Below are 21,741 nucleotides of genomic sequence, written 5' to 3'. Positions count from 1 at the left end.
CCGCCAATCACCGCTCAGGCGCTGCCACAGACTTCCCAGGTTACGCATGGCGATTTCCTTCCTGGCGGGCGGTCCGAATCCGGCGTCGGGCGACACAAGACGCGCTGCCTCCTCTCATTTGGCGACGCTCGTTTCTGTGGAGATCCCAACGTACCGCCAGAGGACGGAGGCGGCGACATGAGTTTTCAGGGTGCGCTTTCATGAAGGGGGAGGGCGGCCGGGTTGGTCAGGCTGCCCTGAGCACTGTGATCGCCTTTGCGCGATGGGTCAGTCCGTGTCTTCGCCGGTCTTCGCTGCGTTGAGCTCGAGCTGGCGCTGCTGAAAGTCGAGCAGTAGCTGGTCGGCCTTCAGATACTGCTTGTCCTTCAGCGCGTCCTGCATCATCTGCGCGATCTCCTGGTTGCTCTTCCCCCGAACCGAGCTACGGTGGATCTCGGTGATCAACCGCGGGTCGTAGGCGTCGGCGACCAGCCTGGCGCCTTGCGGGGACATGCCCATGCTTTGCCATGCTTCGGCCAGATGGGCACGTAGCTTGGACAACTGGGCCATCGACTCCTTGGTCCACTGCTTGTAGTTGCCGCGGGCGAGGTCGTTCTGTCTCTCGCGATCTTGCCGGTCGCTCATTTGCGCCTGCCGACGCATCATTTCGTACGTGGGGTCTTGCTGTGGTCGCTGCGGTGGCTCTGACTGTTGCGCGTATGCGGCCGCCGAGGCCAGCGCCAATACCGCGATGAAAAGGCCGAATCTGTTCATCACATTCCTCCGATGTTGCGCCCAGCGCTGGCGGTCGACGACCGTCTCACCCCGAACGATCCTGCACCGGCGCGGCAGCGACGCCGTACCGGCGGACATCTGATGGCGCTGCACCGCAGCGCATGGCCGCTTCCATTGCACAAGCGGCATCGGAGGTGAGCCTAGGCACTTCCGGAGCGGACCGCAACGGCCTGCGCCGCCCCGCGATCGGGCGCCGGCGTCCAGGAAGTTAACCGGGGGCAACGCAGCCCACGCAGGCCTTCACGGCGACCCAAGCCGCCACTGCCTAAGATCCCATCAACCACGTGCCAAGGCTGGGGGGAACGCCCTTGACGCAGAACCGCAAGCAAGGCTCGACCACAGAGCCGCCTGTCCTGCCAGACCGTACGCCCGATGGGGAGAAAGTTGCCCGCGACCAGATCGCATTGCGCGTGCTCGAGAGCTCGGCCGACTGCATCAAGGTGCTCGATCTGGAGGGGCGCCTTGAGTTCATGAACGATGGCGGCCTGTGCGCGATGGAGGTCGAGGACTTTGCCGCGCTGCGCGGCGTGCGCTGGACGGATTTCTGGAAGGGCGACGACCACGCCAGGGCGCTGGCGGCGGTGCAGGCTGCCAGGCAGGGTCACACCGGGCGTTTCGAAGGCTACGCACCGACCCTCAAGGGGACGCCGCGTTGGTGGAACGTGGTCGTCACGCCCATCCGCGGCCCCGACGGGCAGCCCGGGCAGCTGTTGGCGATATCGCGCGACGTCAGTGCGCGCAAACAGGCCGAGGCGACCGCCAACGCGGACCGGCGGGAGCTGCAGGCACTGGCCGATGCGCTGCCCGTGCTGGTGACCTATGTCGACGCGGATCGCCGTTACCGCTTCACCAACCGCACCTACGAGCGCTGGTTCCCCGATCGCAAGGGCAGCATCGTGGGCCGGAGCGTGCGCGAGGTGGTGGGTGAGGATGCCTATGCCTTGTTCGAGCCGTGGATCGAGCGGGCGCTCGCGGGCGAGGCGGTGAGCTTCGAGCGACTGCTTCCCTACCGCGACGGCCCGGCCAGGCACCTGCGCATGGAATACGTGCCGCGCGTCACCGAGCACGGAGTTGAGGGGTTCTACGCACTGGCCTACGACATCAGCCAGCAGAAGCGCATCGAGGCCGAGCTGCGTGACAGCGCCACGCAGCTCACCGTGATTTTCGCGCAGGCGGCCGTCGGGCTGTCGCAGGTTTCGCTCGACGGACGCCCGCTGCGGGTGAACGACGAGCTGTGCCGGATGCTCGGTCGTGACCGGCAGAGCGTGCTTGAAGGGGGCATCCCCGCGATCACCCACCCTGATGATCTGCCCGCCAGCCTGGCCGGGTTCCAGAGCGTGGTCGAGACCGGCCGGACGGTGTCGCTGGACAAGCGCTACCTGCGCCCGGACGGCACCGTGGTCTGGGCCAACAGCAGCCTGACCCGGCTGAGCGACGAGAGTGGGCAGCCGCATTCGGTGCTCGTGGTCACCGTCGACCTCACCGAACGCAAGCTGATCGAGGAGCGCCTGCGCGAACTCAACGCCACGCTCGAAGCCCGGGTGGCCGAGCGCACCGCCGAGCGCGACCGTGCGTGGAAAAACTCTCGCGACTTGCTGCTGGTGACCGACATGGCCGGCGTGGTCCGCGCGGTCAACCCTGCCTGGACGCAGATCCTCGACTGGCGTGAAGACGATCTGGTGGGGCACTCGTTCCTCGAGTTCGTCCATCCCGAGGACGTTGGACCCAGTTTCGGCGCGCTGGAAAAGGCCGCCAGCGAGAACCTGGCCGGTTTCCACAACCGCTACCGGCACCGGGACGGATCGTATCGGTGGATCTCGTGGGTGACCGCGCGCGAGGGGCCGCTGATCTATGCCAGTGGCCGCGACAAGACCGCCGATCGTGCCCGCGACGCCGAGCTCCAGGCGGCCCAGGAAGCCCTGCGCCACTCGCAGAAGATGGAGTCGATGGGCCAGTTGACCGGTGGCGTCGCACACGACTTCAACAACCTGCTGACGCCCATCATGGGTGCGCTGGACATGCTGCAGCACAGCGGGGTGGGCACCGAGCGCGAGCAGCGATTCATCGCCGCCGCGATGCAGTCGGCCGAGCGGGCCAAACTGCTGGTCCAGCGGTTGCTCGCCTTTGCCCGCCGCCAGCCGTTGCAGGCGACCGCCGTGGACGTCGCCAGCCTGATCGGCGGCATGGCCGACCTCATCGCGCGCGCCAACGGCCCCCAGATAAGCGTGGTCGTGGAGGCCGAGCCCGACCTGCCACCGGCGCATGCCGATCCCAACCAGCTGGAGATGGCACTGCTCAACCTGGCGGTGAACGCGCGTGATGCGATGCCCCAGGGCGGCTCCCTGCGCATCGCCGCCGAACTGGAGCAGGTCGGTTCGGGCCACCGCGCCAGCCTCACCGCGGGGCGATACATCCGGCTGTCGGTCACCGATACCGGCGTAGGCATGGACGAAGCCACGCTGGCGCGTGCGGTCGAGCCGTTCTTCTCGACCAAGGGCGTCGGCAAGGGCACCGGGTTGGGGTTGTCGTCCGCGCACGGGCTGGCCTCGCAGCTTGGCGGTGCACTGCTCATCCAGAGCCAGCGCGGGGCGGGCACGCAGGTGGAGATGTGGCTGCCGGTCAGCTCGATGCCGGTGGAGACGGCCGGCCCGGTGGCTGAGGCCATCGCAGGCGGACAGCACGTCGGCTCTGCACTGCTGGTCGATGACGAGGAGCTGGTTCGCATGAGCACGGCCGAAATGCTGGTCAGCCTCGGCTACGTGGTGAACGAATGCCCTTCGGCGGAGGCGGCGCTTGCGCTCATTCGCGACGGGCTGCGCCCTGACGTGCTGGTCACCGACCACCTCATGCCCGGCATGACCGGCACCGAGCTGGCGAGGCAGGTGCGGCGCGAACACCCGCAGATGGGCATCCTGCTGGTTTCCGGTTACGCCGAGGCCGAAGGTGTCGCACCTCACCTGACGCGGCTGACCAAACCGTTCCGCAAGGACGAGCTCGCGCAAGGGCTGGCCGCCGTGCGTCGGTCCGAGCCGCACGCCGGTACCACCAAGGCCTGATTGTTGCGGCGAACGCGTTTCCCTTGCCGGTAGGGCGTTGGGCTGAGTGCTGGGGTAGCCGAAGGGTCAAAACGCTTCCGGCACGTCAACAAGCTGCAGCCAGCTAACGGGATCGGTCTGCGCTGCCCAAGACGCGGCCAGAGTGTATTTGCGGCCAACGCGCCAGGTGCCGCGGGAGCTCAGGTCGTGGGGACCGGAGCCATTCAACCCGGCCCTCGGGGCCCTGCGCTCAGGTCCGTTGCCGCAGCCCCGAGAAGGTCGCCCAGTTGGCCAGGCCATGCTGGCGCGCCATGCGCCGGAAGTAGATCGTGTGGGCAATCGCCAGAGCCAGGGCGGCGAGGGGTACGATCCATCCGAGGAAAACCAGGGGCGGCAGCGGCCGGGTGATGGGGCGGAGAAAGGCACCGATCCAGAAGATCACCCACAGCGCCAGCGCCAGCAGCGCACCCTGGACGGCCGATATCAGGAACAGCGCGACGCTGCCCAGAAAGGGCGGTGGCGGCAGAAGGATGCCCAGGGACCACAAGCCGGTCCAGAAGGGCGGGGCGACGTTCTGCCGGGGTAACCCGCGCGCTTCCATGTAACGCAGGTAAGCCTCGATCCGTTGCTTCGGTCGCACGTGACACTCTCCCTGGCGCGCTCGCCCGGCGCCTTTGCGCGGGCAGTGTGGCGGGCTCGGCGATGGTGATGCAATCCCGGTTGTCGCGAGGGCAGGATGCGGAAAGTGCACTCTGACTCCGCATTGCCGTGAACGAAGACGGGCCGAACCCGGTGGCGTGAGAACGAGACTGAAATCGCGGAGCCGAGCCGCCGCGAACCAACGGCGTCTGTTCTGCGATGCGTCGCCACTTGAACAACCGGCAGCTGTTGGGGGCGATTCTTTGCCGCTTCGGGTGGCGCATGACTTGGCATCTTGCGCGAGCATGGGTGCCCGCTGTTTCGTTCTCTGTAACCCGGCGCCAGAATCACTTTCCCTGTGCACCTCACGTGCGAGCTTGATCGCCCACCCGGGAGCCTCCGATGTCCTCAGCGCTACGTCGTTTCGTCACCGACCACCACGGGCGGGTAGTGGTGGCCGAGCCACCCAATGGACCGATACTGGCCTGGACGATGCTCGCGGTCGCGGCGCGCGCATCCGCAGGGCCGGCCAAGCCCCTGTTGCGGGCGGCCGGTGACGCGGCGCTTGCCTGGTGGGCGGGGTCGGAACTGCTCGACGGAGACAGTCCGTTCCGACGCACGCTCGGCGGCGCGACGCTGCTGTTGTTGGCCAACAAGCGGCTGCGGCGCGCAACGCCATAGCCAGGCGCAACCGTGGGATTGAAGTGAGGGCCTTGCCGGGGCTCTCAGGCGGCTCGCTTGCCGAGCACCGATCGCAACGAGCGGTGCGTCGCGGCGGGGCGGCAGGTCCGGGGAGACCCGGCGCCCTCGCCCGCGATGCGCCACCTTTAGAGCCGGACCTGGCCGACGTTGTCCTGATAGTCCTGCTTCGGGTCGACCCCGAGCATCGCCTTGACGCCGGCGACCAGGCTCGAGCCCTCCAGCCAGATCTCGGCGTCGGCCGGGTCGAAGCGCAGCAGCACCAGCGTGGGATCGTCCTTGCCGCCCTCGTACCAAGCCGCGATGAAGGGGTTCCACAGGCGGTCGATGACGGCGCGGTCGTGGGTGCGCGAGAGCGATCCATGCACGGTCGCGAAGACGTCGTGGCCCTTGGAGGAGAGGGTCAGCAGGGCCGGCGCTGGCCCGGAGACGCCTGCGCCCAGCTCGGTTGCGGTGCCGGTGAAGAACCAGATCGGGCCGCCCTCGTCGCCCTCGATCATCGCGGTCATCGGGCGCGGGTGACTGCTGGCACCGGCCAGTCCGAGCATCACGGTGCGATCGTCCTTGATCGCGTCCCAGAATTTCTGTTTCAACTCGCCTGCGTCGGCCATGATCGATGCTCCGTGGGTGGGTGTGCCTTTGTAGTCGCCGGGCCATGAGCGCTGCGTAGAGCGTGCAGCCTCTGGCCGGCGCCCGCGGCAAGTGGATGCGCCGCGACAGGTCGCGCGCGGCATGCCGATCCGGGACACTTGACCGATGCATTCGCCCGCTTCGACCACGCCCCGGCCACGCGTCGTGCTGGCCACCTTCGGCACGCACGGCGACCTCCACCCGTTCCTGGCGCTCGCGCTCGCCTTGCGTGAGCGCGGTGCGGAGGCCGTGCTGGCCGCCGGCGAGGTGTACCGCGAGAAGGTGGAGACCGAGGGCATCGGCTTTTTCCCGTTGCGTCCGGACGTCGAGGCGGTCGCTGCGCGGTTGGCGATGGCGCCGCGGGAGCTGGCGCGCGCGGTGGCTGCGCGTCCGCAGTTCCTGCTCCAGCGCATCATCCTGCCGTCGTTGCGTGAGGCTTACGACGATGCGATGGCGGCGATGGGCGGCGCCGACCTGGTGGTCACCCATTCGGCGGCCTACGGCGCACGGCTGGCGGCGGAGAAGCGCGGCCTGCCGCAGGTCGGCATCGTGCTGCAGCCGATGCTGTTTGCCTCCGTCACTGATCCGCCGGTGCTGGCCGACATGCCGCAACTGTCGCGCTGGATCTACCGCCAGGGGCCTGCCTGGACGCGTGCATTCCTGGGCCTGGGCCGACGCGTCGCGCGGCGCTGGGCGAGGCCGATTGATCGCTTCCGCCAGCACATCGGGCTGCCGCCAGCCACCGCCCATCCGTTGTTCGAAGGCCAGTTCGGCAGCGCCGGCGCGATCGGCCTCTATTCCCCGCTGCTGGGGCCGCCGCAGGCCGACCATCCGCCGCACACGACCATCGCCGGCTTTGCCTTCTACGACAGCGAAAAGGGTGGTCCGGCGGGCCTGACGCCCGGCTTGCGGGCGTTCCTCGAGGCCGGCCCCACGCCGGTGGTGTTCACCCAGGGTACTTCGGCCATCCATGACGCCGAGGACTTCGTTCGCGAAAGCCTTGCCGCCATCGACCTGCTTGGCATGCGCGCGGTGCTGGTGCTGGACGAGGAGCAGGCGCGCCGCTGGTCATCGCAAGCCACGGCGACGATCCACGTGACCGGCTACGCGCCGTACTCGGCGCTGTTCCCGCGGGCGGCCGCCAATGTCCACCACGGTGGCATCGGCACCACTGCCCAGGCCCTGCGCGCGGGTCGTCCGCAGCTGATCACGCCTTATCTGGTCGACCAGCCCGACAACGCCGCGCGCGTGGTGCGGCTCGGGGTCGGGCGGGAGCTGCCCCGGCGGCGCTGGCGCAGTGGCGAGATCGCCGCCAGCCTGCGTGCGCTGCTTGATCAGCCGGGGTACGCGTGCGCGGCGGCGCAGATCGGCCGGCAGGTCGCGCGCGAGGATGGCGCCGCCGTGGCGGCCGCGACGATCCTGTCGGCACTGGGGCGCAATCCCGGCTGATTCGTCGGCCGCGGAGCCATCGGCTGCGGGGCCGGCCAGCGAATGGCCCATGGACGGTTGCCCCCGGCCTGCACGCCCCACCGGTAAACTCGCCGGCTTGCCTCCACCGCCTTGTGACCGATGATCAACAACGACATCCTGCGCAGCATCCGCTACATGCTCGATCTCAGCGACAACAAGGTGGCCGACATCATCGGCCTGGCCGATCCGTCCTTCGCGGTCGAAAAGGACGACGTACGTGCCTACCTGCTGAGGGAAGACGAGCCCGGACACCAGCCGTGCAACGACAAGGTGCTCGCGCGTTTCCTCGACGGCCTGATCGTCTATCGACGGGGCAGGGACGAGAGCGTGCCGCCGCGGCCGGTGGAGAAGCGCGTGAGCAACAACGTGGTGTTGAAGAAACTGCGGGTGGCGTTCGAGCTCAAGGACGTGGACATGCAGCAGGTTTTCGCGGATGCGGGGCTCCCCGTCTCCAAGCCGGAACTGTCGGCGTTGTTCCGGCAGCCCGGGCACAAGAACTACCGCCCATGCGGCGACCAGTTGCTGCGCAATTTCCTCAAGGGCCTGACGCTGCGCGTGCGCGGCCCCTGATCCGCGGATGCTTCAGAAGCGTTCGCCGGCGGGCCAGTAGCGCCACGCGCCGACGGGCATCCTGGCCAGCGGAACCTTGCCGATGCGGATGCGCCGGATCGCCACCACGTCCAGGCCCACCTGCGAACACATGTCGCGCAATTGCCCTTCCTGCACGCCCTTGAGCGCGAAGCGCAGGCGGATCTCGTTCTGCCAGCTGACCTTGCACGGCCGCAGCGGCCGGCCGCGGAACTGCAGGCCGTGGTTGAGCTTGAACAGGCCATAGGGCGCGATCTGCCCGCTGACCTCGACCACGAACTCCTGTTCGATCTCATCGCGGTCTTCGGTCAGCTGGCGCCGCACGCGGCCGTCCTGGGTCAGCACCATCAAGCCGCTGGCGTCCGTATCCAGCGGCATCAGCGGCGTCAGGTGGTGGAAGTGACGCTCGAGCAGGCGCACGCCGGAAGGATCATCGGGCCAGCGTGTTCCCGGTTGCACCAGCCCCGCCGCGGCCTTGCGGCCCTTGATGGCGTCATAACCGACCGGCTTGTGCAGCAGGATCGTGGCCGGCTCGACGGTTTCCAGCCGCGCCGCGGCATCGAGTTCGACGAACTCGGTCGATACCGGGTAGGCCGGATCCTCGACCACGCGCCCGTCGACCGACACGTAGCCGCCCTTGATGTACTGCTCAGCCTCGATGCGCGAGCACCGGGCCAGGTCGGCCACGTGTTTGGCCAGTCGAACCGGATCGGACATGGATCAGCGCCAGGGAATCAAGGGCGCCCAGTCTATCCTCGGGACATGCCGGCTCACGCGTCGTTCCTGCTTCGCCCGCTAGCCTGCCTTGCCCGGAAGCGGTGCCGCCCCGATCTGCGCCGGCCCGGGCCCACCGTTGCGCCGATGCGTCCCGATCGCGGTCGACACCCGGTGCGCAAGCTGGCCGCGGATTCGAGCGCACCTGACGTGGGCCGCCATGTTCCCGTGCTGTCCCCCAAGCCACCGACGGAGTTCCCAGGCCACGATGAAAGGCATGTTCCATTCCCTCCGCAGCTACAACTACCGGCTGTGGGCCGTGGGGGCGCTGGTGTCCAACGTGGGCACCTGGATGCAGCGCATCGGGCAGGACTGGCTGGTGCTTACGGTGCTGACCCATCACAACGCCACCGCGGTGGGTACGGTGATGGCGTTGCAGTTCGGGCCGCCGTTGGTACTGTTGCCGCTGTCGGGCTTTGCTGCCGACCACCTGGACCGGCGCAAGCTGCTGCTGTGGACGCAGGGCGCATCGGGCGTGCTGGCGCTGGGCCTGGGGCTGCTCACCATCTTCGGGGCGGTGCAGTTGTGGCAGGTGTATGCCTTCGCGCTCCTGCTCGGCTGTGTCACCGCCTTCGACGCGCCGGCGCGGCAGGCGTTCGTGTCCGACCTGGTCACCGACGACAACCTGGCCAATGCGGTGGCGCTCAACTCGGCCTCGTTCAACGGCGCGCGCATGATCGGCCCGGCGGTGGCCGGCATCCTGATTGCCGCGGTGGGCGAGGGCTGGCTGTTCGTGGTCAACGCGGGTTCCTACGCCGCGGTGCTGATCTCGCTCTGCTTCCTGCGCGTGCAGGAGCTGCACACCGAAGCGCGGCCCGAACGCACGCGCGGCAGCGTGCTGGCCGGGTTCCGCTATGTGGGGCGGCGTCCGGACCTGCTCGCCGTGCTGGTGATGCTGTTCCTGATCGGCACCTTCGGCTTCAACTTCGCCATCTTCATCTCGACCATGTCGGTCACCGTATTCCACGGCGGTGCCAGCCAGTACGGGCTGCTGACCTCGGCGATGGCGGTGGGCACCATGGGCGGCGCGCTGCTGTCGGCCCGCCGCCCGCATCCGGGCATGGTGCTGATGGCGGTATCCGCGGCGGCGTTCGGCGTTTGCGTGGCCATCGCGGCGGTGATGCCCGGTCCGTTGCTCTTTGCGCTGGTGCTGGTCCTCGTCGGCCTGGCGGCGCTGACCTTCATGACCGCCAGCAACTCGATGATGCAGCTGACCACCGAACGCGCCATGCGCGGCCGCGTGCTGGCGCTGCGTATCGCCGTGGTCCTGGGCGGCACGCCGATCGGGGCGCCGCTGGTCGGCTGGGTCGTCGACCGTTTCGGCGCACGCTGGGCGATGGGCGTCGGCGCGCTGGCGGGCGTTTCGGCCGCCGCGGTGGCGCTGGGTTACCTCGTCAGGCATCGCCAGCTGCGGCTGCACAGGGTCGCCGGACAATGGCGCCTTACGCTCCATCCCGTGCGGAGCGACGTCGCGGCCGCTCACGTGGTCGCGGGGGAGCGGGTGACCTGAAGCCTTGGGAAGCCGCGCCGCGCTGCCCACGAACGACTTCATGGGCGGTAACCTGCGCGAACGCCGTAAAGCGCCGGCCCGAACGCGATTCCCGCCCAGGCGGGAGGCAAGCCGCCGCCGGCGCGCGTCAGTTCAGGCTGGTCAACAACGCCTCGAATCGGGGCTTGCCACGCAGCGAGGCCAGGTCGCTGTCGTTCGCCATCCATGCCCGGTCGCCCCAGCCCAGTTGCACCGCGCGTTCGAGCAGGTCGATGGCGCGGTCGTGTTCCTCCAGCACGGCGAACGTGCAGGCGGCGTTGTAGAAGATCATGGGCTCGTCCTCGCTCGACTGCAGCGCAAGATTGGCCCATTCGATCGCCTTGGCCTTCTCGCCCAGCGCCGCGAAACTGGCCGCGCCCATGTAGCGGGCGCGCGCGTCGTCGGGATTGGCAAGCAGCGCGCGCTCGATCAGTTCGAGCGCGCGCTGCCGCGCCTTCCTCTCGTCGTCCTTGCGGCCCATCTCGCTGTACGCCTGGGACAGGTAGACCAGCGGCAGGTAGTCGGTGGGGCTGACCTCGGCGGCGCGCAGGTACAGCCAGGCGGCTTTCTCGAAGTTGCCCAGCGAACTGCAGATCATGCCGTACATGAAGCAGCCTTCGAGCAGGTTCGGGTTGAGCATCATGGCGGTCTCGAACTGCCGCTCGGCCTCCTGGAACCGCTGGCTGATGAACAGCGCCAGGCCGCGCGAGGCGTGCGCCTCGGCCGAGTCCGAGTCCATCTGCAGGGCCCGCTCGCTTGCCTCCATGGCCTGCTCGACGTGCTCGGGATTGCGGTCCAGGAAGCGATGGCGCATCACGTACGCATCCGACAGGCCCGCCCAGGCCGCGGCGTATTTCGGATCGCGTGCGATGGCACGTTCGTACATCTCGATGGCGCGCAGCGAGTCGCGGCGGTTCCAGGCGTAGAAATATCTGCGGCCACGCAGGTAGTCGTCGTACGCCTGCACGTTGGCGGTGGCGACGTACTGGATCGCGCGGCGCTCCTTCGGCGACAGCGTCACCTTGAGCGCATCGACGATGCTCTGGGCGATGTCGTCCTGGATCGCGAACACGTCGCGCAGTTCGCGGTCGTACGTCTCCGCCCACAGCGTCGAGTCGGACGCCACGTCGATCAACTGCGCCGTGATGCGCACGCGGTTGCCCGCCCGCCGCACGCTGCCCTCGAGCACCGTGCCGACGTCCAGCTTGGCCGCGATCATCTGCAGGTCGGCCTCCTTGCCCTTGAAGAAGAACGAGGAGGTGCGCGAGGAGACCTTCAGCTGCGGCAGCTTGGTCAGCAGGCTCAGGATCTCCTCGGCGATGCCGTCGCTGAAGTACTCGTTTTCCACTTCGCCGCTCATGTTGACGAAGGGCAGCACGGCGATGCCGTGCCGGTCGCGGTCCCGGTCCGGATGGTGGGCCGGAGCGGGGCTCTCGACCTTGGCAACGGCGTCCGCTGCCTGTGCCGCCGCGACGCTGGCGACGAGGCGATAGCCCAGGCCATGCACGGTCTGGATGTAGCGCGGTTCCGCCGCCTCGTCGCCCAGCCGCTGGCGCAGCTGCGAGATGACCCGGCTGAGCGTGGCCGCGGTGACGTACTTGTGGCCCCACACGCGTTCGAGCAGCTCGTCGTGCTTGATCAGTTCGCCGGGGTGGTCGAGGAACTGCAGCAGTACGGCATAGGCCTTCGGTTCAAGGTCGAGCTCGTGCCCATCGCGCAGCACGCGGTGCGCTGTCGGCTCGACGCGAATGTCGCCGAACGCGTAATCCACCCGATGGCTGTGCGATTCCGGAGCCACGGGCGCGGCATTAGCACAGCGGTGGGCGAGGGTGCGTGATTGCAAAGACAGGGAGTGCGTGCCCCGCCTGCTTCAGCACCGCCAACCGCGCGGTCGGTGGCCCCTCATCCGGTGAACGGGCGCTCCCGGCCTTCGCACCCGCCGGTGAACCGAAGAAAACCTCATCGAATCCGCGCACATTCCACCGGAATCCCTCAAGCAAATGCCCGGGCACAAGCCCAGGATCGCCCCACGGACATCGGCGTCCGTCTGGAGGCTCCTGTGAAAAAGCTAATCATTGCCACGGCCACTGCACTCGGTCTCGCCAGCGTCGGCGGCGTCGGCCTCGCCCAGGACCAGGCGCAGACCACCCAACTGCAGAATGTCGTCGTCACCGGGGTGCGCGCGCCCTACGAAACCTACGTCACCAACCTGCAGACCGGCTACCAGTTGCAGGCGCTTGTCGGCCATACGCACAGGCAGTACATGCAGGCACGGCGGGCGGCCGACCGGTCCGAATCCCTGCGCAGGCAGGGCCTCGCCATGCAGCCCCTGGTTTCCGTGGCCATCGACAACTCGTCCGGCCCCGGCGTGGCGCGGCAGGTCCAGTTGCTCAATGCCGACCGCGAGACGGTGGCGATCGTGAACGTGTACTGCAAGCGGGCCGCGCCGTCGGACGGCCCGCGGTGCCGGCTGGCGCCGCAGTCGATCAGGGGGAGCCGGTCCGGCGAGCGTCTGGCGTCATTCCAGGCGGCGCCCGTGCGGCTTGCAGTGGTGGATGTGCGGAAGTAGACCCAGGCCGGCCGGGAGGTGCAGCGCGAGTCGATTGCGCTGGCCCGTCGACCACTCGGGTGTAAGGCGAGCGCCTGCTTGCCAGGCGCTTGCCACGCTACGCGTCGTGCCTTGGAGGGCAACGCTTGCGCGCGATCGCAACAAGCGTGCCGAGGGCAGCAGCCACTCGGGCATGCGTGCAAGAACCATTGGCATGGCGCCCGTCACTCAGGGCGGCCAGGTTCCCTGCGGGCGACGCCCCGCCGGCTGTTGCCGTCATCCGGCCGGGTTGCGGATCAGACGGTTTGGGAGCGGTGCAGGATGTCCACTGACAGAGGATGGGTCCACGCGATGACGCCATCGCGTGCCTCGCGCTGATGCTTGCCGCCACCGCGTCGGGTGATCCTGTCAGGCCCGGCTGCGCTCCCAGGTTTCGGTTTGACCGAGCTGGCGCCCACGAGCAGGAAAGAAAGGCGGCTTTGTGGCGCCTTCCGGGTGACCGGGACCGGCAGGCTCGCCGTCCCCCATCGAAAAAAAAGGAGATATCCATGATCGGGATGACCAGCAAGCCCTTGTTTGGGCTCGCCGTTGCATTTGCCCTGTCCGGTTGCACGACGCTGGACCACCTCACCGGACACGGCGTAGTCACACAGAGGACGTCCGGTTTCGATAACGCCACACTCGTGGAAGCTTCGCCCAACGCGCTGGCCAATGTCGACGGCACATGGACCGAGCCGCTGGAGCTCGGCGCGCGCTGGTCGAGCGCAACACCGGACAGCGTCGCGCTGGTCATGGGCTGGGACCCGGGGATCACGGGCACCTCGGTCTTCAGCGACACGCGCGCATTCTTCATCAATATCGATGGCAGGGTTTCGCAGTACTCGGCGGGCCAGCCAGGCAGTCCCTCGGTGGCAGGCGGTGGCGCGGCAGGCTCCAACCGGTTGTACGGGATCAACGAAATCGTCATTCCGTACACCGTGCTGGAGCAGATGACCGCAGCCAGGGATTGCCGCATCCGCATCCAGACGAGCAACGGCTACAGGGATTTCGATTTCACGAGGCAGCATGCATCGGGCGGCAAGCCGACGGCGATCGTGGCCATAAACGAGCTCATGGCCAAGGTTGCTGTCCTGCGGCACAAGGCCTGACTACGGGCAGGCCAAGCCCCGGGTCAGGTACCGATGCCGGCCAGGCCGTTTGCGGAGCCGCTTCCGGACCTGGGGCTCCATGGCGCAGCCCCCAACCCAAAGTGGCTTCGATTTGGCAAGCCCTCCGACGGCCTTTCGGCTCACGGCACCTTGCGCCCGTCTTAATGGCTCCGCGGCTAACGTCGTGTCTCGCCCTGTGGCGGCGTGCCACGGCGGCTCGCAGGAGATCCCGCGTGGCGGTCAACGAGGCCTGGCCCGAGCTTCCGTATGAGGCGTGGCGGGAAACCTACGCCACGCTGCACCTCTGGTCCCAGGTGGTGGGCAAGATCGCGTTGGCTCTTGCGCCGCCGCTCAACCACGGCTGGGGCATCGCGCTCCACCTCACGGCGCGCGGTCTGTCTACTCGGCTGTTGCCGTACGGCAGCCGGGCACTCACGCTGGCGTTCGACTTCATCGACCACGTGCTGGTGATCGACTGCACCGACGGACAGACCCGCCGCCTGCCGCTTGGGCCGCGCAGCGTCGCCGACTTCCACGACGCACTGATGGGCACGCTGCGGGAAATGGGCTTGGCGGTGCGGATCTGGCCGGTGGCGGTGGAGATGCCTTCGCCCGTGCGGCTGGACGAGGACACCCTTCATCAAACGTACGAGCCGGCATGGGCGCACCGGTTCTGGCGGATCCTGATGCAGGTCGGGCGCGAGTTCGCACGGTGGCGTTGTGGTTACGTGGGCAAGAGCAGCCCGGTGAATTTCTTCTGGGGGAGCTTCGACCTTGCGGTGACGCGTTTCTCCGGTCGCCCGGCGCCCGCGCGCGACGGGCCGGCATTCGAGCGCGACGCGTATTCGCACGAAGTGATCAGCCACGGCTTCTGGCCCGGCAGCGCGCCGTTGCTCGAGCCGGCGTTCTACGCCTACGCCGTACCGCCACCGCCCGGCCTGGCGGAGGCGGCGGTCCAGCCAGGCGGGGCGTACTTCCACCCTTCGCTGGGCGAATTCATCCTGCCGTATGAAGCCGTGCGTACGGCGTCCTCGCCCGAGGCTGCGCTGCGCGCGTTCATGCAAAGCACGTGGCACCAGGCGGCGGAGCTCGGGCAGTGGAACCTGGCCGAACTGGAACGCCGCTGATCGGACAGGGCTCGGGCGCCATGCCTTTTGCCAGTGGCGGAGCGCCACGCCATCGTGCTGAATTGGTCGCCTTGCCCCGAACGAGAACGCGCCCATGACCCCCCGTGACGACGTGATGCACCCTGGCCGCCGCCGCTTCCTGCAGACCACGGCGCTGGGTGCTGCCGCACTGCCGGTGGCGATGCTGGGTTCGGATGCGCTCGCCTCCGGGGCCGCGCCGGGCGGCCTCGCGTTGCCGCCGTCGATCCTGGCGCTGAAGTCGGTGAAGTCGCAGATCGTGCCCATCACGGACGACGAGCGCCGCGCCCGGCTGGCAAAGGCGCAGGAGCTCATGGCGAAGTCCCGGATGGACGCGATCTACCTCGATGGCGGCACCACACTGGACTACTTCACCGGCATGCGCTGGTGGACCAGCGAGCGCCTGATGGGGATGCTGCTGCCGCGCTCGGGCGATCCGGTGTACGTGGTGCCGGCGTTCGAGCGCAGCCGCGCGCTGGAGCAGATCCGCTTCGGCCACGACGTGCGCACCTGGCAGGAGAACGAGAGTCCCTATGCGCTGGTCGCGCAGGTGATGCGCGAGAAGGGTGCCGGCACGGGCGTGCTGGGCATCGGCGACAAGGTGCCGTTCTTCCGTTCGACCGGGCTTGCGCAAGCCATGCCGCAGGCCAGGCTGGTTCCGGCCACGCCGGTCACGGCCGGCTGCCGGGCGATCAAGAGCCCGGCGGAACTGGCGCTGATGCAGGTGGCCTGCAACGCCACGCTGGCCCTGTACAAGGCGATCTGGCAGGGGCTGCAGCCGGGCATGACCCAGCAGCACATCGCCGCGTGGGTAGAGGCCGGCTACGCGCGCATGGGCCTCGAGGGCGATGCCAGCATCAACGTCGGCAGCTACACCGCGCAGCCGCATGGTTCGCGCGAGCCTCAGGTGATCCGCGAGGGCACGCCGGTGATGCTGGACGACGGCTGCTACGTGGAGGGCTACATGAGCGACCTCACCCGCACCTTCACGCTGGGCAAGGCCAGCGACAAGATGAAACGGGTGTTCGACATCGTGCGCAAGGCGCAGCTGGCGGCGCTGGCCGCCGCGCATCCGGGGGCGACGATGGAGTCGGTCGATGCCGCGGCACGCAAGGTGATCGTGGATGCCGGCTACGGACCCGGTTACACGTACTTCTCGCACCGCCTCGGTCACGGCATCGGCATGGACATGCACGAGTGGTATTACCTCGTGCAGGGCAACACGCGCCGCATCGAAGCGGGCATGACCTTCAGCGACGAGCCCGGCATCTACATCCCCGGCGAATTCGGCGTGCGGCTGGAGGACGACATGCACGTCACGGCCGAAGGTGCGCGCTGGTTCACGCCGCAGAGTCCGTCCATCGAACAGCCGTTCGGCTGACCCGCGACCTGCAGCGGAAATGCGGGTGCCATCCCGACGGACTCGTTGCGATGGCAGCCCGGCGTTGCCCGCGCGTCTTCGTGCCCTCGACGCCTCCCGCGGAAAAACTCACAGGCACATCACCGCGCAGAAACAACCATCCACCCAAACGCCGCGTCTTTTGAGGGTGGAAACATGAAAATGATGTCACGCTTTAACAAGCGCCTGCTGGCGAGCCTGATCACCGGCTCGGTAGCGGCGCTCGCCGCTGCCCCGAACCTGTCGTGGGCGCAGACCGCCAATGCCACCCTGCGCGGCACCGGCCCGGCCGACACCGAGGTCACCGCCCGCAACGTGGCGACCGGCGCGGTGCGGCGCACGCGCACCGGCGCGGACGGCAGCTATGCGCTGCCCGGCCTGCAGCCGGGCACCTACCAGGTCGATGCCGGCCCCGGTACGGAGCGCACCGTCACCCTGACCGTAGCCTCGACCGCCACGCTCGACCTGGGCCAGTCGCAGCCGGTTCCCGCCGGCGCGCCCGCGGCACCGGTCGCGCCGTCGGCCGCCAACGCAACCACGCTGACCGGGGTCTCGGTCACCGCCACGACCCTGCAGGAGGTCAAGACCTCCGAAGTCGGCAACACGATTTCGCTGCGCCAGATCCAGACCATCCCGCAGATCTCGCGCAACTTCCTCGAGTTCGCCGACACCGTGCCGGGCATGGTGTTCACCGTCGACTCCAAGGGCAACACCTCGCTTCGCGGCGGCGCGATGAACAACAGCTCGGTCAACGTCTACATCGACGGCGTGGGCCAGAAGAGCTACGTCAAGGAAGGCGGCGTCAGCGGCCAGTTCGGCAGCCAGGGCAACCCGTTCCCGCAGCTGGCGATCGGCGAGTACAAGGTGATCACCTCCAACTACAAGGCCGAGTACGACCAGATCTCCTCGGCCGCGGTGACCGCGCAGACCAAGTCGGGCACCAACGAATTCCACGGCGAGACCTACTACCGCTACACCAACGACGCCTTCCGCGAGCGCACCCCGGCCGAGCGGGACTCCGGCACCAAGACGCCGTCCGAGGAAAAGGAATACGGCTTCGCCATCGGCGGCCCGATCATCAAGGACAAGATGCATTTCTTCGCCGCGTACGAAGCCAAGCGCTTCGATACGCCGATCACCGTGGTGCCCAGCGCGGACGGTGCTCCGGGCGTGCCCTACCTGCCCGCCGACGTGGCCGGGCTGTTCGGCCCCGCGGGGCTGAACTTCAAGGAAGACCTGTACTTCGGCAAGCTCGACTGGGAGCCGACCGACCGTGACCGCTTCGAAGCCAGCGCGCAGATCCGCAAGGAGAACCAGCTCGGCGGCATCGGTGACACCAACGCTCCGAGCTCCGGATTCAATACCCGCAACAACGACAAGCGTTATGCCCTGCGCTGGCAGCACAGCGGCGAGGCGTACTACAACGAACTGCTGCTGACCTACGAGGACGCGTACAACGCGCCGACCGCGCTGAACTATGGCAACGGCGTGATCTACACCTGGGAACGCCCGACCGACGATCCGGTGATCATCCAGACCGGCGCGGCCAGCCCGCTGGCGACGCAGGACAAGGGCCAGAAGGGCCCGGCCATCCAGGACGACCTCACCTTCAACGACCTGGAGTGGCACGGCGACCACGTGATCAAGCTCGGCTTCAAGAAGAAGATGGTCACCCTGCACGCGGCCGATGCGGCCGACGTGAACCCGCAGTTCTACTACAACGTCACTACCGCGGGCACTGCCGGTACGCCGTACAAGGCATTCTTCACCAAGCCGGTGACCGGCCTGGGCCTGTCCCCGACGGTAGAGACCAAGAGCCACCAGTTCGGCGCGTACATCCAGGACGACTGGGACGTCACCGACAAGCTCACGCTCAACCTGGGCGTGCGCTGGGACTACGAGCGCACGCCCTCGTACACCAACTTCGTCACGCCGGCGAACGTGGTGGCCGCGCTCAACAGCCAGGATCCCAACGGACCGCCGGGACAGACCTACGCGCAGTCGCTGGCGCTCGGCGGGATCGACGTCAACGACTACATCAGCACCGGCACCAACCGCTCGGCCTACAAGGGCGAGTGGCAGCCGCGCCTGGGCTTCTCCTACGACCTGTTCGGCGACGAGGCGCACGTGATCTTCGGCGGCGCCGGGCGCGCCTACGACCGCGACCTGTACGACTACCTGCAGCTGGAGACCACCAAATCGGCGCTGCCGCAGTACACGGTGTACTTCCGTGATCCGGCGACCGGCCTGTGCCACCGCAACTCGACCCCCTGTTACGACTGGAACCCGGCCTATCTCAACGGACTGCCCAACCTGCAGGCGCTGCTTGGCCCCAGCAGCAATGCCGGCACCGAGGTTGACCTGCTCAACAACGACCTCAAGGCGCCCTATTCGGACCAGTTCAGCCTGGGCATGCGCAATGCAATCGGAGAGTGGAACACCAGCGCCACCGTCTCGCGCATCCTGAGCCACGATGGTTTTGCCTTCACCCTGGGCAATCGTTACCCGGACGGCTCGTTCTGGCAAAACAACATCCAGCCCTGGGGCAACGGCGTGCCTGGTTTCGGTGCGCTGATCGTCGGCAACAACGGCATCGAGACGCGTACCACGCAGGTGCTGCTCTCGGCCGAGAAGCCCTATACGAAGGAATCGCACTGGGGTGCGACCTTCGCCTACACCTTCACCCATGCCAAGCAGAACCGCGACATCAACGAGCACTACGCGTTCGACGAGGCCACGATCGGCCAGTACCCGTTCATCACCTCCAACGCCGCGGCCAAGCATCGCTTCGTTGCCACCGGCAATGTCGACGGGCCGTGGGGAACCACGCTGTCAGCCAAGCTGACGCTGGCCACGCCGCTGCCCTACAACGGCATCGCCTGCTATGACGGGGCGGTATTCCCGGCGGGCAACAACTGCATCCCGACTGCGGCCACGCCCGGCGGTTCGCGCTTCCTCGTCGGTGGCAAGATCTGGGGCTATCGCGACATCGACTTCCAGGCCACCAAGAACTTCGACCTGGGCCATGGCGTCACCCTGTTCGGGCGGTTCGACGTGCTGAACGTATTCAACTGGGACAATTTCGTCGATTACGTCCCCACCTTCGCCGATGGCCGCGCGACGGTCGAGTACAACCGCCTGGGCAACATCACCTTCGTGCCGCGCACGTTCAAGTTCGAGGTCGGGCTGACCTTCTGATGGCGGGCGGTGCACAGCCTTGTCCGGCGGTCGCTGGCAAGGCTGTGCGCACCTCGGTGCGCCGTGCCGGGTGTGCCGCGCGCATCGTCCTGTCCCGAAGCGCTTGCCGGGGCGGGACCCGGACACCCTGCGCCCCCGCCAGGCCTGCCCATGCTTCCACTGCCTGACTCTCTACTCCGATGCCTCGTCGCTTCCATTTCACCCTGACGACCGCGCTGCTGGCCATGGCCCTGGCGGCAAACTCGCCGGCCCGTGCGGCGGCGCCCGCGCCCGCGGCGACCACCTATGCTTCGCTGCCGTCCTCGCAGCAGCGGATGGTCGACGACCTGGAGCGGCGCACCTTCGACTGGTTCTGGGACAGCGCCGACCCGAAGACCGGACTGGTGCCCGACCACTATCCGGGCGAGTCGTTCTCCAGCATCGCGGCGGTCGGCTTCGCGCTGACTGCCTACGGCGTGGGCGTGGAGCGCGGCTACATCACGCGCGCCCAGGCGGTGGAACGCACGCTCGCGACGCTGCGCTTCTTCGAGGATGCCCCGCAGAACGGCAGCGAGGACGATGCCGCGGGCTTCCATGGCTTCTACTACCACTTCCTGGACATGCAGACCGGCAAGCGCTTCGGGCGCTGGGTGGAGCTGTCCAGCGTCGACACCACGCTGCTGCTCGGCGGCGTGCTGTTCGCGCAGTCCTACTTCGATCGCGACACGCCTGGCGAGCGCGAGATCCGCGCACTGGCCGACACCCTCTACCGGCGCGTCGACTGGCCCTGGATGCAGCCGCGCGCGCCGCTGATCGGCATGGGCTGGACGCCGGGCGGCAAGTACATCCCGAGCGACTGGAAGGGCTACAACGAGGGCATGCTGGTCTACATCCTGGCGCTGGGCTCACCGACCCATCCGGTGGAACCGGCGGCATGGAAGGCCTGGGCGTCGACCAACGACGACAGCTGGGGCACCTTCCAGGGTCAGACCTTCCTCAACTTCGCGCCCATGTTCGGCCACCAGTACAGCCACGTGTGGGTTGATTTCCGGGGCATCCGCGACGACTGGAACCGCGAGCACGACCTGGACTACTTCGAGAACAGCCGGCGCGCCACCTACAGCCAGCGCAACTACGCGATCGCCAACCCCGGGCACTGGACCGGCTACGGCGCCGACGTGTGGGGCCTTACCGCCTGCAACGGGCCGGGCGGCATCGTGGTGGAGGAGGGCGACAAGACACTCAGGTTCGAGGGCTACACCGCACGCGGCGCGGGCCTGGATGACATCTCCGACGACGGCACGATCGCGCCCACGGCGGCGGGCGGATCGATCGCCTTCGCCCCGGAAATCGTGATTCCCGCGCTGGCGACGATGAAGCAGCGCTACGGCAAGTCCATCTACGGCCGCTACGGTTTCGTCGACGCTTTCAACCCGAGCTTCCACACCCAGACCGAGCTGCGCACCGGGCGACTGGTCCCGGGGCTGGGCTGGGTCGACAACGTGCAACTGGGCATCGACCAGGGGCCGATCGTGCTGATGATCGAGAACTGGCGCAGCGATTTCGTGTGGAAGGTGATGCGGCGCAACCCGTACATCCGCACGGGCCTGGAGAAGGCCGGTTTCACCGGCGGCTGGCTGGACGCACCCACGCCCTGAGGCACGACCGCACGCTCGCATGGTCGATGCAGGAGCGCACCTGTGCGCGACCGTGATGTCTGCTCGGCAGGCCGCATGGCGGTCGCCCACAGGTGGGCTCCTACAATGGCGTATCCCGCCTCGCGATCGCACGTCCGCTGTAGGAGCGCACCTGTGCGCGACCGGGATGTCTGCTCCGCAGGCTGCATGGCGGTCGCCCACAGGTGGGCTCCTACAACGTGGTATCCCGCCTCGCGCTCGCATGTCTGCTGTAGGAGCGCACCTGTGCGCGATCGTGATGTCTGCTCCGCAGGCTGCATGGCGGTCGCCCACAGGTGGACTTCTACAATGGCGTATCCCGGCTCGCGCTCGCATGTCCGCTGTAGGAGCGCACCTGTGCGCGACCGGGATGTTTGCTCCGTAGGCTGCATGGCGGTCGCCCACAGGTGGGCTCCTACAATGGCGTATCCCGCCTCGCACTCGCATGTCCGCTGTAGGAGCGCACCTGTGCGCGACCGGGATGTTTGCTCCGTAGGCTGCATGGCGGTCG

General features: G+C 67.9%; 16 protein-coding genes. 11 read left to right on the top strand and 5 right to left on the bottom strand.

Translation table 11 applies throughout. The features are described from left to right. Window positions 1-267: 267 nt before the first annotated feature. Window positions 268-753: a hypothetical protein gene (locus tag ACFWZU_RS10305; protein ID WP_439701419.1), complete on the bottom strand. Its 486-nt coding sequence runs from the start codon at window positions 751-753 to the stop codon at window positions 268-270. 329 nt (window positions 754-1,082) lie between these two features. On the opposite strand from ACFWZU_RS10305, the gene ACFWZU_RS10300 reads away from it, so the two are divergent. Beyond that, complete coding sequence (locus tag ACFWZU_RS10300) at window positions 1,083-3,830, top strand: PAS domain-containing protein (RefSeq protein WP_439701418.1); 2,748 nt, start codon at window positions 1,083-1,085, stop codon at window positions 3,828-3,830. Window positions 3,831-4,059: 229 nt separating this feature from the next. Here ACFWZU_RS10300 and ACFWZU_RS10295 read toward each other — a convergent pair whose 3' ends face one another. Then, complete coding sequence (locus ACFWZU_RS10295; RefSeq protein ID WP_439701417.1) at window positions 4,060-4,449, bottom strand: DUF6404 family protein; 390 nt, start codon at window positions 4,447-4,449, stop codon at window positions 4,060-4,062. Between the two features lie 401 nt (window positions 4,450-4,850). Here ACFWZU_RS10295 and ACFWZU_RS10290 point away from each other — a divergent pair, with 401 nt between their 5' ends. Further along, window positions 4,851-5,129: a hypothetical protein gene (locus ACFWZU_RS10290; protein WP_439701416.1), complete on the top strand. Its 279-nt coding sequence runs from the start codon at window positions 4,851-4,853 to the stop codon at window positions 5,127-5,129. A 146-nt stretch (window positions 5,130-5,275) separates the two neighbouring features. Here the strand turns inward: ACFWZU_RS10290 and ACFWZU_RS10285 are convergent, their stop codons facing one another. Next, a complete protein-coding gene (locus ACFWZU_RS10285; RefSeq protein WP_439701415.1) occupies window positions 5,276-5,758 on the bottom strand; it encodes a pyridoxamine 5'-phosphate oxidase family protein in 483 nt (160 codons plus the stop codon). Between the two features lie 145 nt (window positions 5,759-5,903). Here ACFWZU_RS10285 and ACFWZU_RS10280 point away from each other — a divergent pair, with 145 nt between their 5' ends. After that, entirely contained in the window at window positions 5,904-7,226 is a 1,323-nt protein-coding gene (locus ACFWZU_RS10280) for a glycosyltransferase (protein WP_439701414.1), read from the top strand. Window positions 7,227-7,346: 120 nt separating this feature from the next. Further along, window positions 7,347-7,817, top strand: a complete 471-nt coding sequence (locus ACFWZU_RS10275; RefSeq protein ID WP_439701413.1) for a DUF1456 family protein — start codon at window positions 7,347-7,349, stop codon at window positions 7,815-7,817. 12 nt (window positions 7,818-7,829) lie between these two features. On the opposite strand, the gene ACFWZU_RS10270 is transcribed toward ACFWZU_RS10275, so the two are convergent. Continuing rightward, window positions 7,830-8,552 carry an rRNA pseudouridine synthase gene (locus tag ACFWZU_RS10270; protein ID WP_439701412.1) on the bottom strand — a complete coding sequence of 241 codons (723 nt, stop codon included), beginning with the start codon at window positions 8,550-8,552 and terminating at the stop codon, window positions 7,830-7,832. A 274-nt stretch (window positions 8,553-8,826) separates the two neighbouring features. On the opposite strand from ACFWZU_RS10270, the gene ACFWZU_RS10265 reads away from it, so the two are divergent. Then, a complete protein-coding gene (locus ACFWZU_RS10265; RefSeq protein ID WP_439701411.1) occupies window positions 8,827-10,119 on the top strand; it encodes an MFS transporter in 1,293 nt (430 codons plus the stop codon). A 127-nt stretch (window positions 10,120-10,246) separates the two neighbouring features. Here ACFWZU_RS10265 and ACFWZU_RS10260 read toward each other — a convergent pair whose 3' ends face one another. Further along, a complete protein-coding gene (locus ACFWZU_RS10260; protein ID WP_439701410.1) occupies window positions 10,247-11,935 on the bottom strand; it encodes a TPR end-of-group domain-containing protein in 1,689 nt (562 codons plus the stop codon). Window positions 11,936-12,196: 261 nt separating this feature from the next. On the opposite strand from ACFWZU_RS10260, the gene ACFWZU_RS10255 reads away from it, so the two are divergent. From ACFWZU_RS10255 to ACFWZU_RS10230, 6 genes are all read left to right on the top strand, one after another. Then, complete coding sequence (locus ACFWZU_RS10255) at window positions 12,197-12,706, top strand: hypothetical protein (protein WP_439701409.1); 510 nt, start codon at window positions 12,197-12,199, stop codon at window positions 12,704-12,706. Between the two features lie 527 nt (window positions 12,707-13,233). Further along, window positions 13,234-13,833: a hypothetical protein gene (locus ACFWZU_RS10250; protein ID WP_439701408.1), complete on the top strand. Its 600-nt coding sequence runs from the start codon at window positions 13,234-13,236 to the stop codon at window positions 13,831-13,833. Between the two features lie 233 nt (window positions 13,834-14,066). Continuing rightward, complete coding sequence (locus ACFWZU_RS10245) at window positions 14,067-14,960, top strand: DUF5996 family protein (protein WP_439701407.1); 894 nt, start codon at window positions 14,067-14,069, stop codon at window positions 14,958-14,960. Between the two features lie 94 nt (window positions 14,961-15,054). Beyond that, on the top strand, window positions 15,055-16,359 hold the full coding sequence (locus ACFWZU_RS10240; protein WP_439701406.1) for a M24 family metallopeptidase: 1,305 nt from the start codon (window positions 15,055-15,057) through the stop codon (window positions 16,357-16,359). 174 nt (window positions 16,360-16,533) lie between these two features. After that, window positions 16,534-19,575, top strand: coding sequence for a TonB-dependent receptor (locus ACFWZU_RS10235; protein ID WP_439701405.1), 3,042 nt, complete (start codon window positions 16,534-16,536; stop codon window positions 19,573-19,575). Window positions 19,576-19,754: 179 nt separating this feature from the next. Further along, entirely contained in the window at window positions 19,755-21,212 is a 1,458-nt protein-coding gene (locus ACFWZU_RS10230; protein ID WP_439701404.1) for a glucoamylase family protein, read from the top strand. Window positions 21,213-21,741 lie beyond the last annotated feature (529 nt).

Source organism: Frateuria sp. GZRR33 (assembly GCF_051900425.1).
In the GTDB taxonomy this organism is placed as follows: domain Bacteria; phylum Pseudomonadota; class Gammaproteobacteria; order Xanthomonadales; family Rhodanobacteraceae; genus Frateuria_A.
This window is presented reverse-complemented; position numbering and strand designations above follow the sequence as displayed.

Excerpts from the sequence above, each read along its gene's own strand:
- ACFWZU_RS10285 (WP_439701415.1), bottom strand. The coding sequence starts at position 5,758 with ATGGCCGACGCAGGCGAGTTGAAACAGAAATTCTGGGACGCGATCAAG.
- ACFWZU_RS10240 (WP_439701406.1), top strand. The coding sequence starts at position 15,055 with ATGACCCCCCGTGACGACGTGATGCACCCTGGCCGCCGCCGCTTCCTG.
- ACFWZU_RS10265 (WP_439701411.1), top strand. The coding sequence starts at position 8,827 with ATGTTCCATTCCCTCCGCAGCTACAACTACCGGCTGTGGGCCGTGGGG.
- ACFWZU_RS10275 (WP_439701413.1), top strand. The coding sequence starts at position 7,347 with ATGATCAACAACGACATCCTGCGCAGCATCCGCTACATGCTCGATCTC.
- ACFWZU_RS10280 (WP_439701414.1), top strand. The coding sequence starts at position 5,904 with ATGCATTCGCCCGCTTCGACCACGCCCCGGCCACGCGTCGTGCTGGCC.
- ACFWZU_RS10235 (WP_439701405.1), top strand. The coding sequence starts at position 16,534 with ATGAAAATGATGTCACGCTTTAACAAGCGCCTGCTGGCGAGCCTGATC.
- ACFWZU_RS10230 (WP_439701404.1), top strand. The coding sequence starts at position 19,755 with ATGCCTCGTCGCTTCCATTTCACCCTGACGACCGCGCTGCTGGCCATG.
- ACFWZU_RS10290 (WP_439701416.1), top strand. The coding sequence starts at position 4,851 with ATGTCCTCAGCGCTACGTCGTTTCGTCACCGACCACCACGGGCGGGTA.
- ACFWZU_RS10270 (WP_439701412.1), bottom strand. The coding sequence starts at position 8,552 with ATGTCCGATCCGGTTCGACTGGCCAAACACGTGGCCGACCTGGCCCGG.
- ACFWZU_RS10305 (WP_439701419.1), bottom strand. The coding sequence starts at position 753 with ATGAACAGATTCGGCCTTTTCATCGCGGTATTGGCGCTGGCCTCGGCG.
- ACFWZU_RS10250 (WP_439701408.1), top strand. The coding sequence starts at position 13,234 with ATGATCGGGATGACCAGCAAGCCCTTGTTTGGGCTCGCCGTTGCATTT.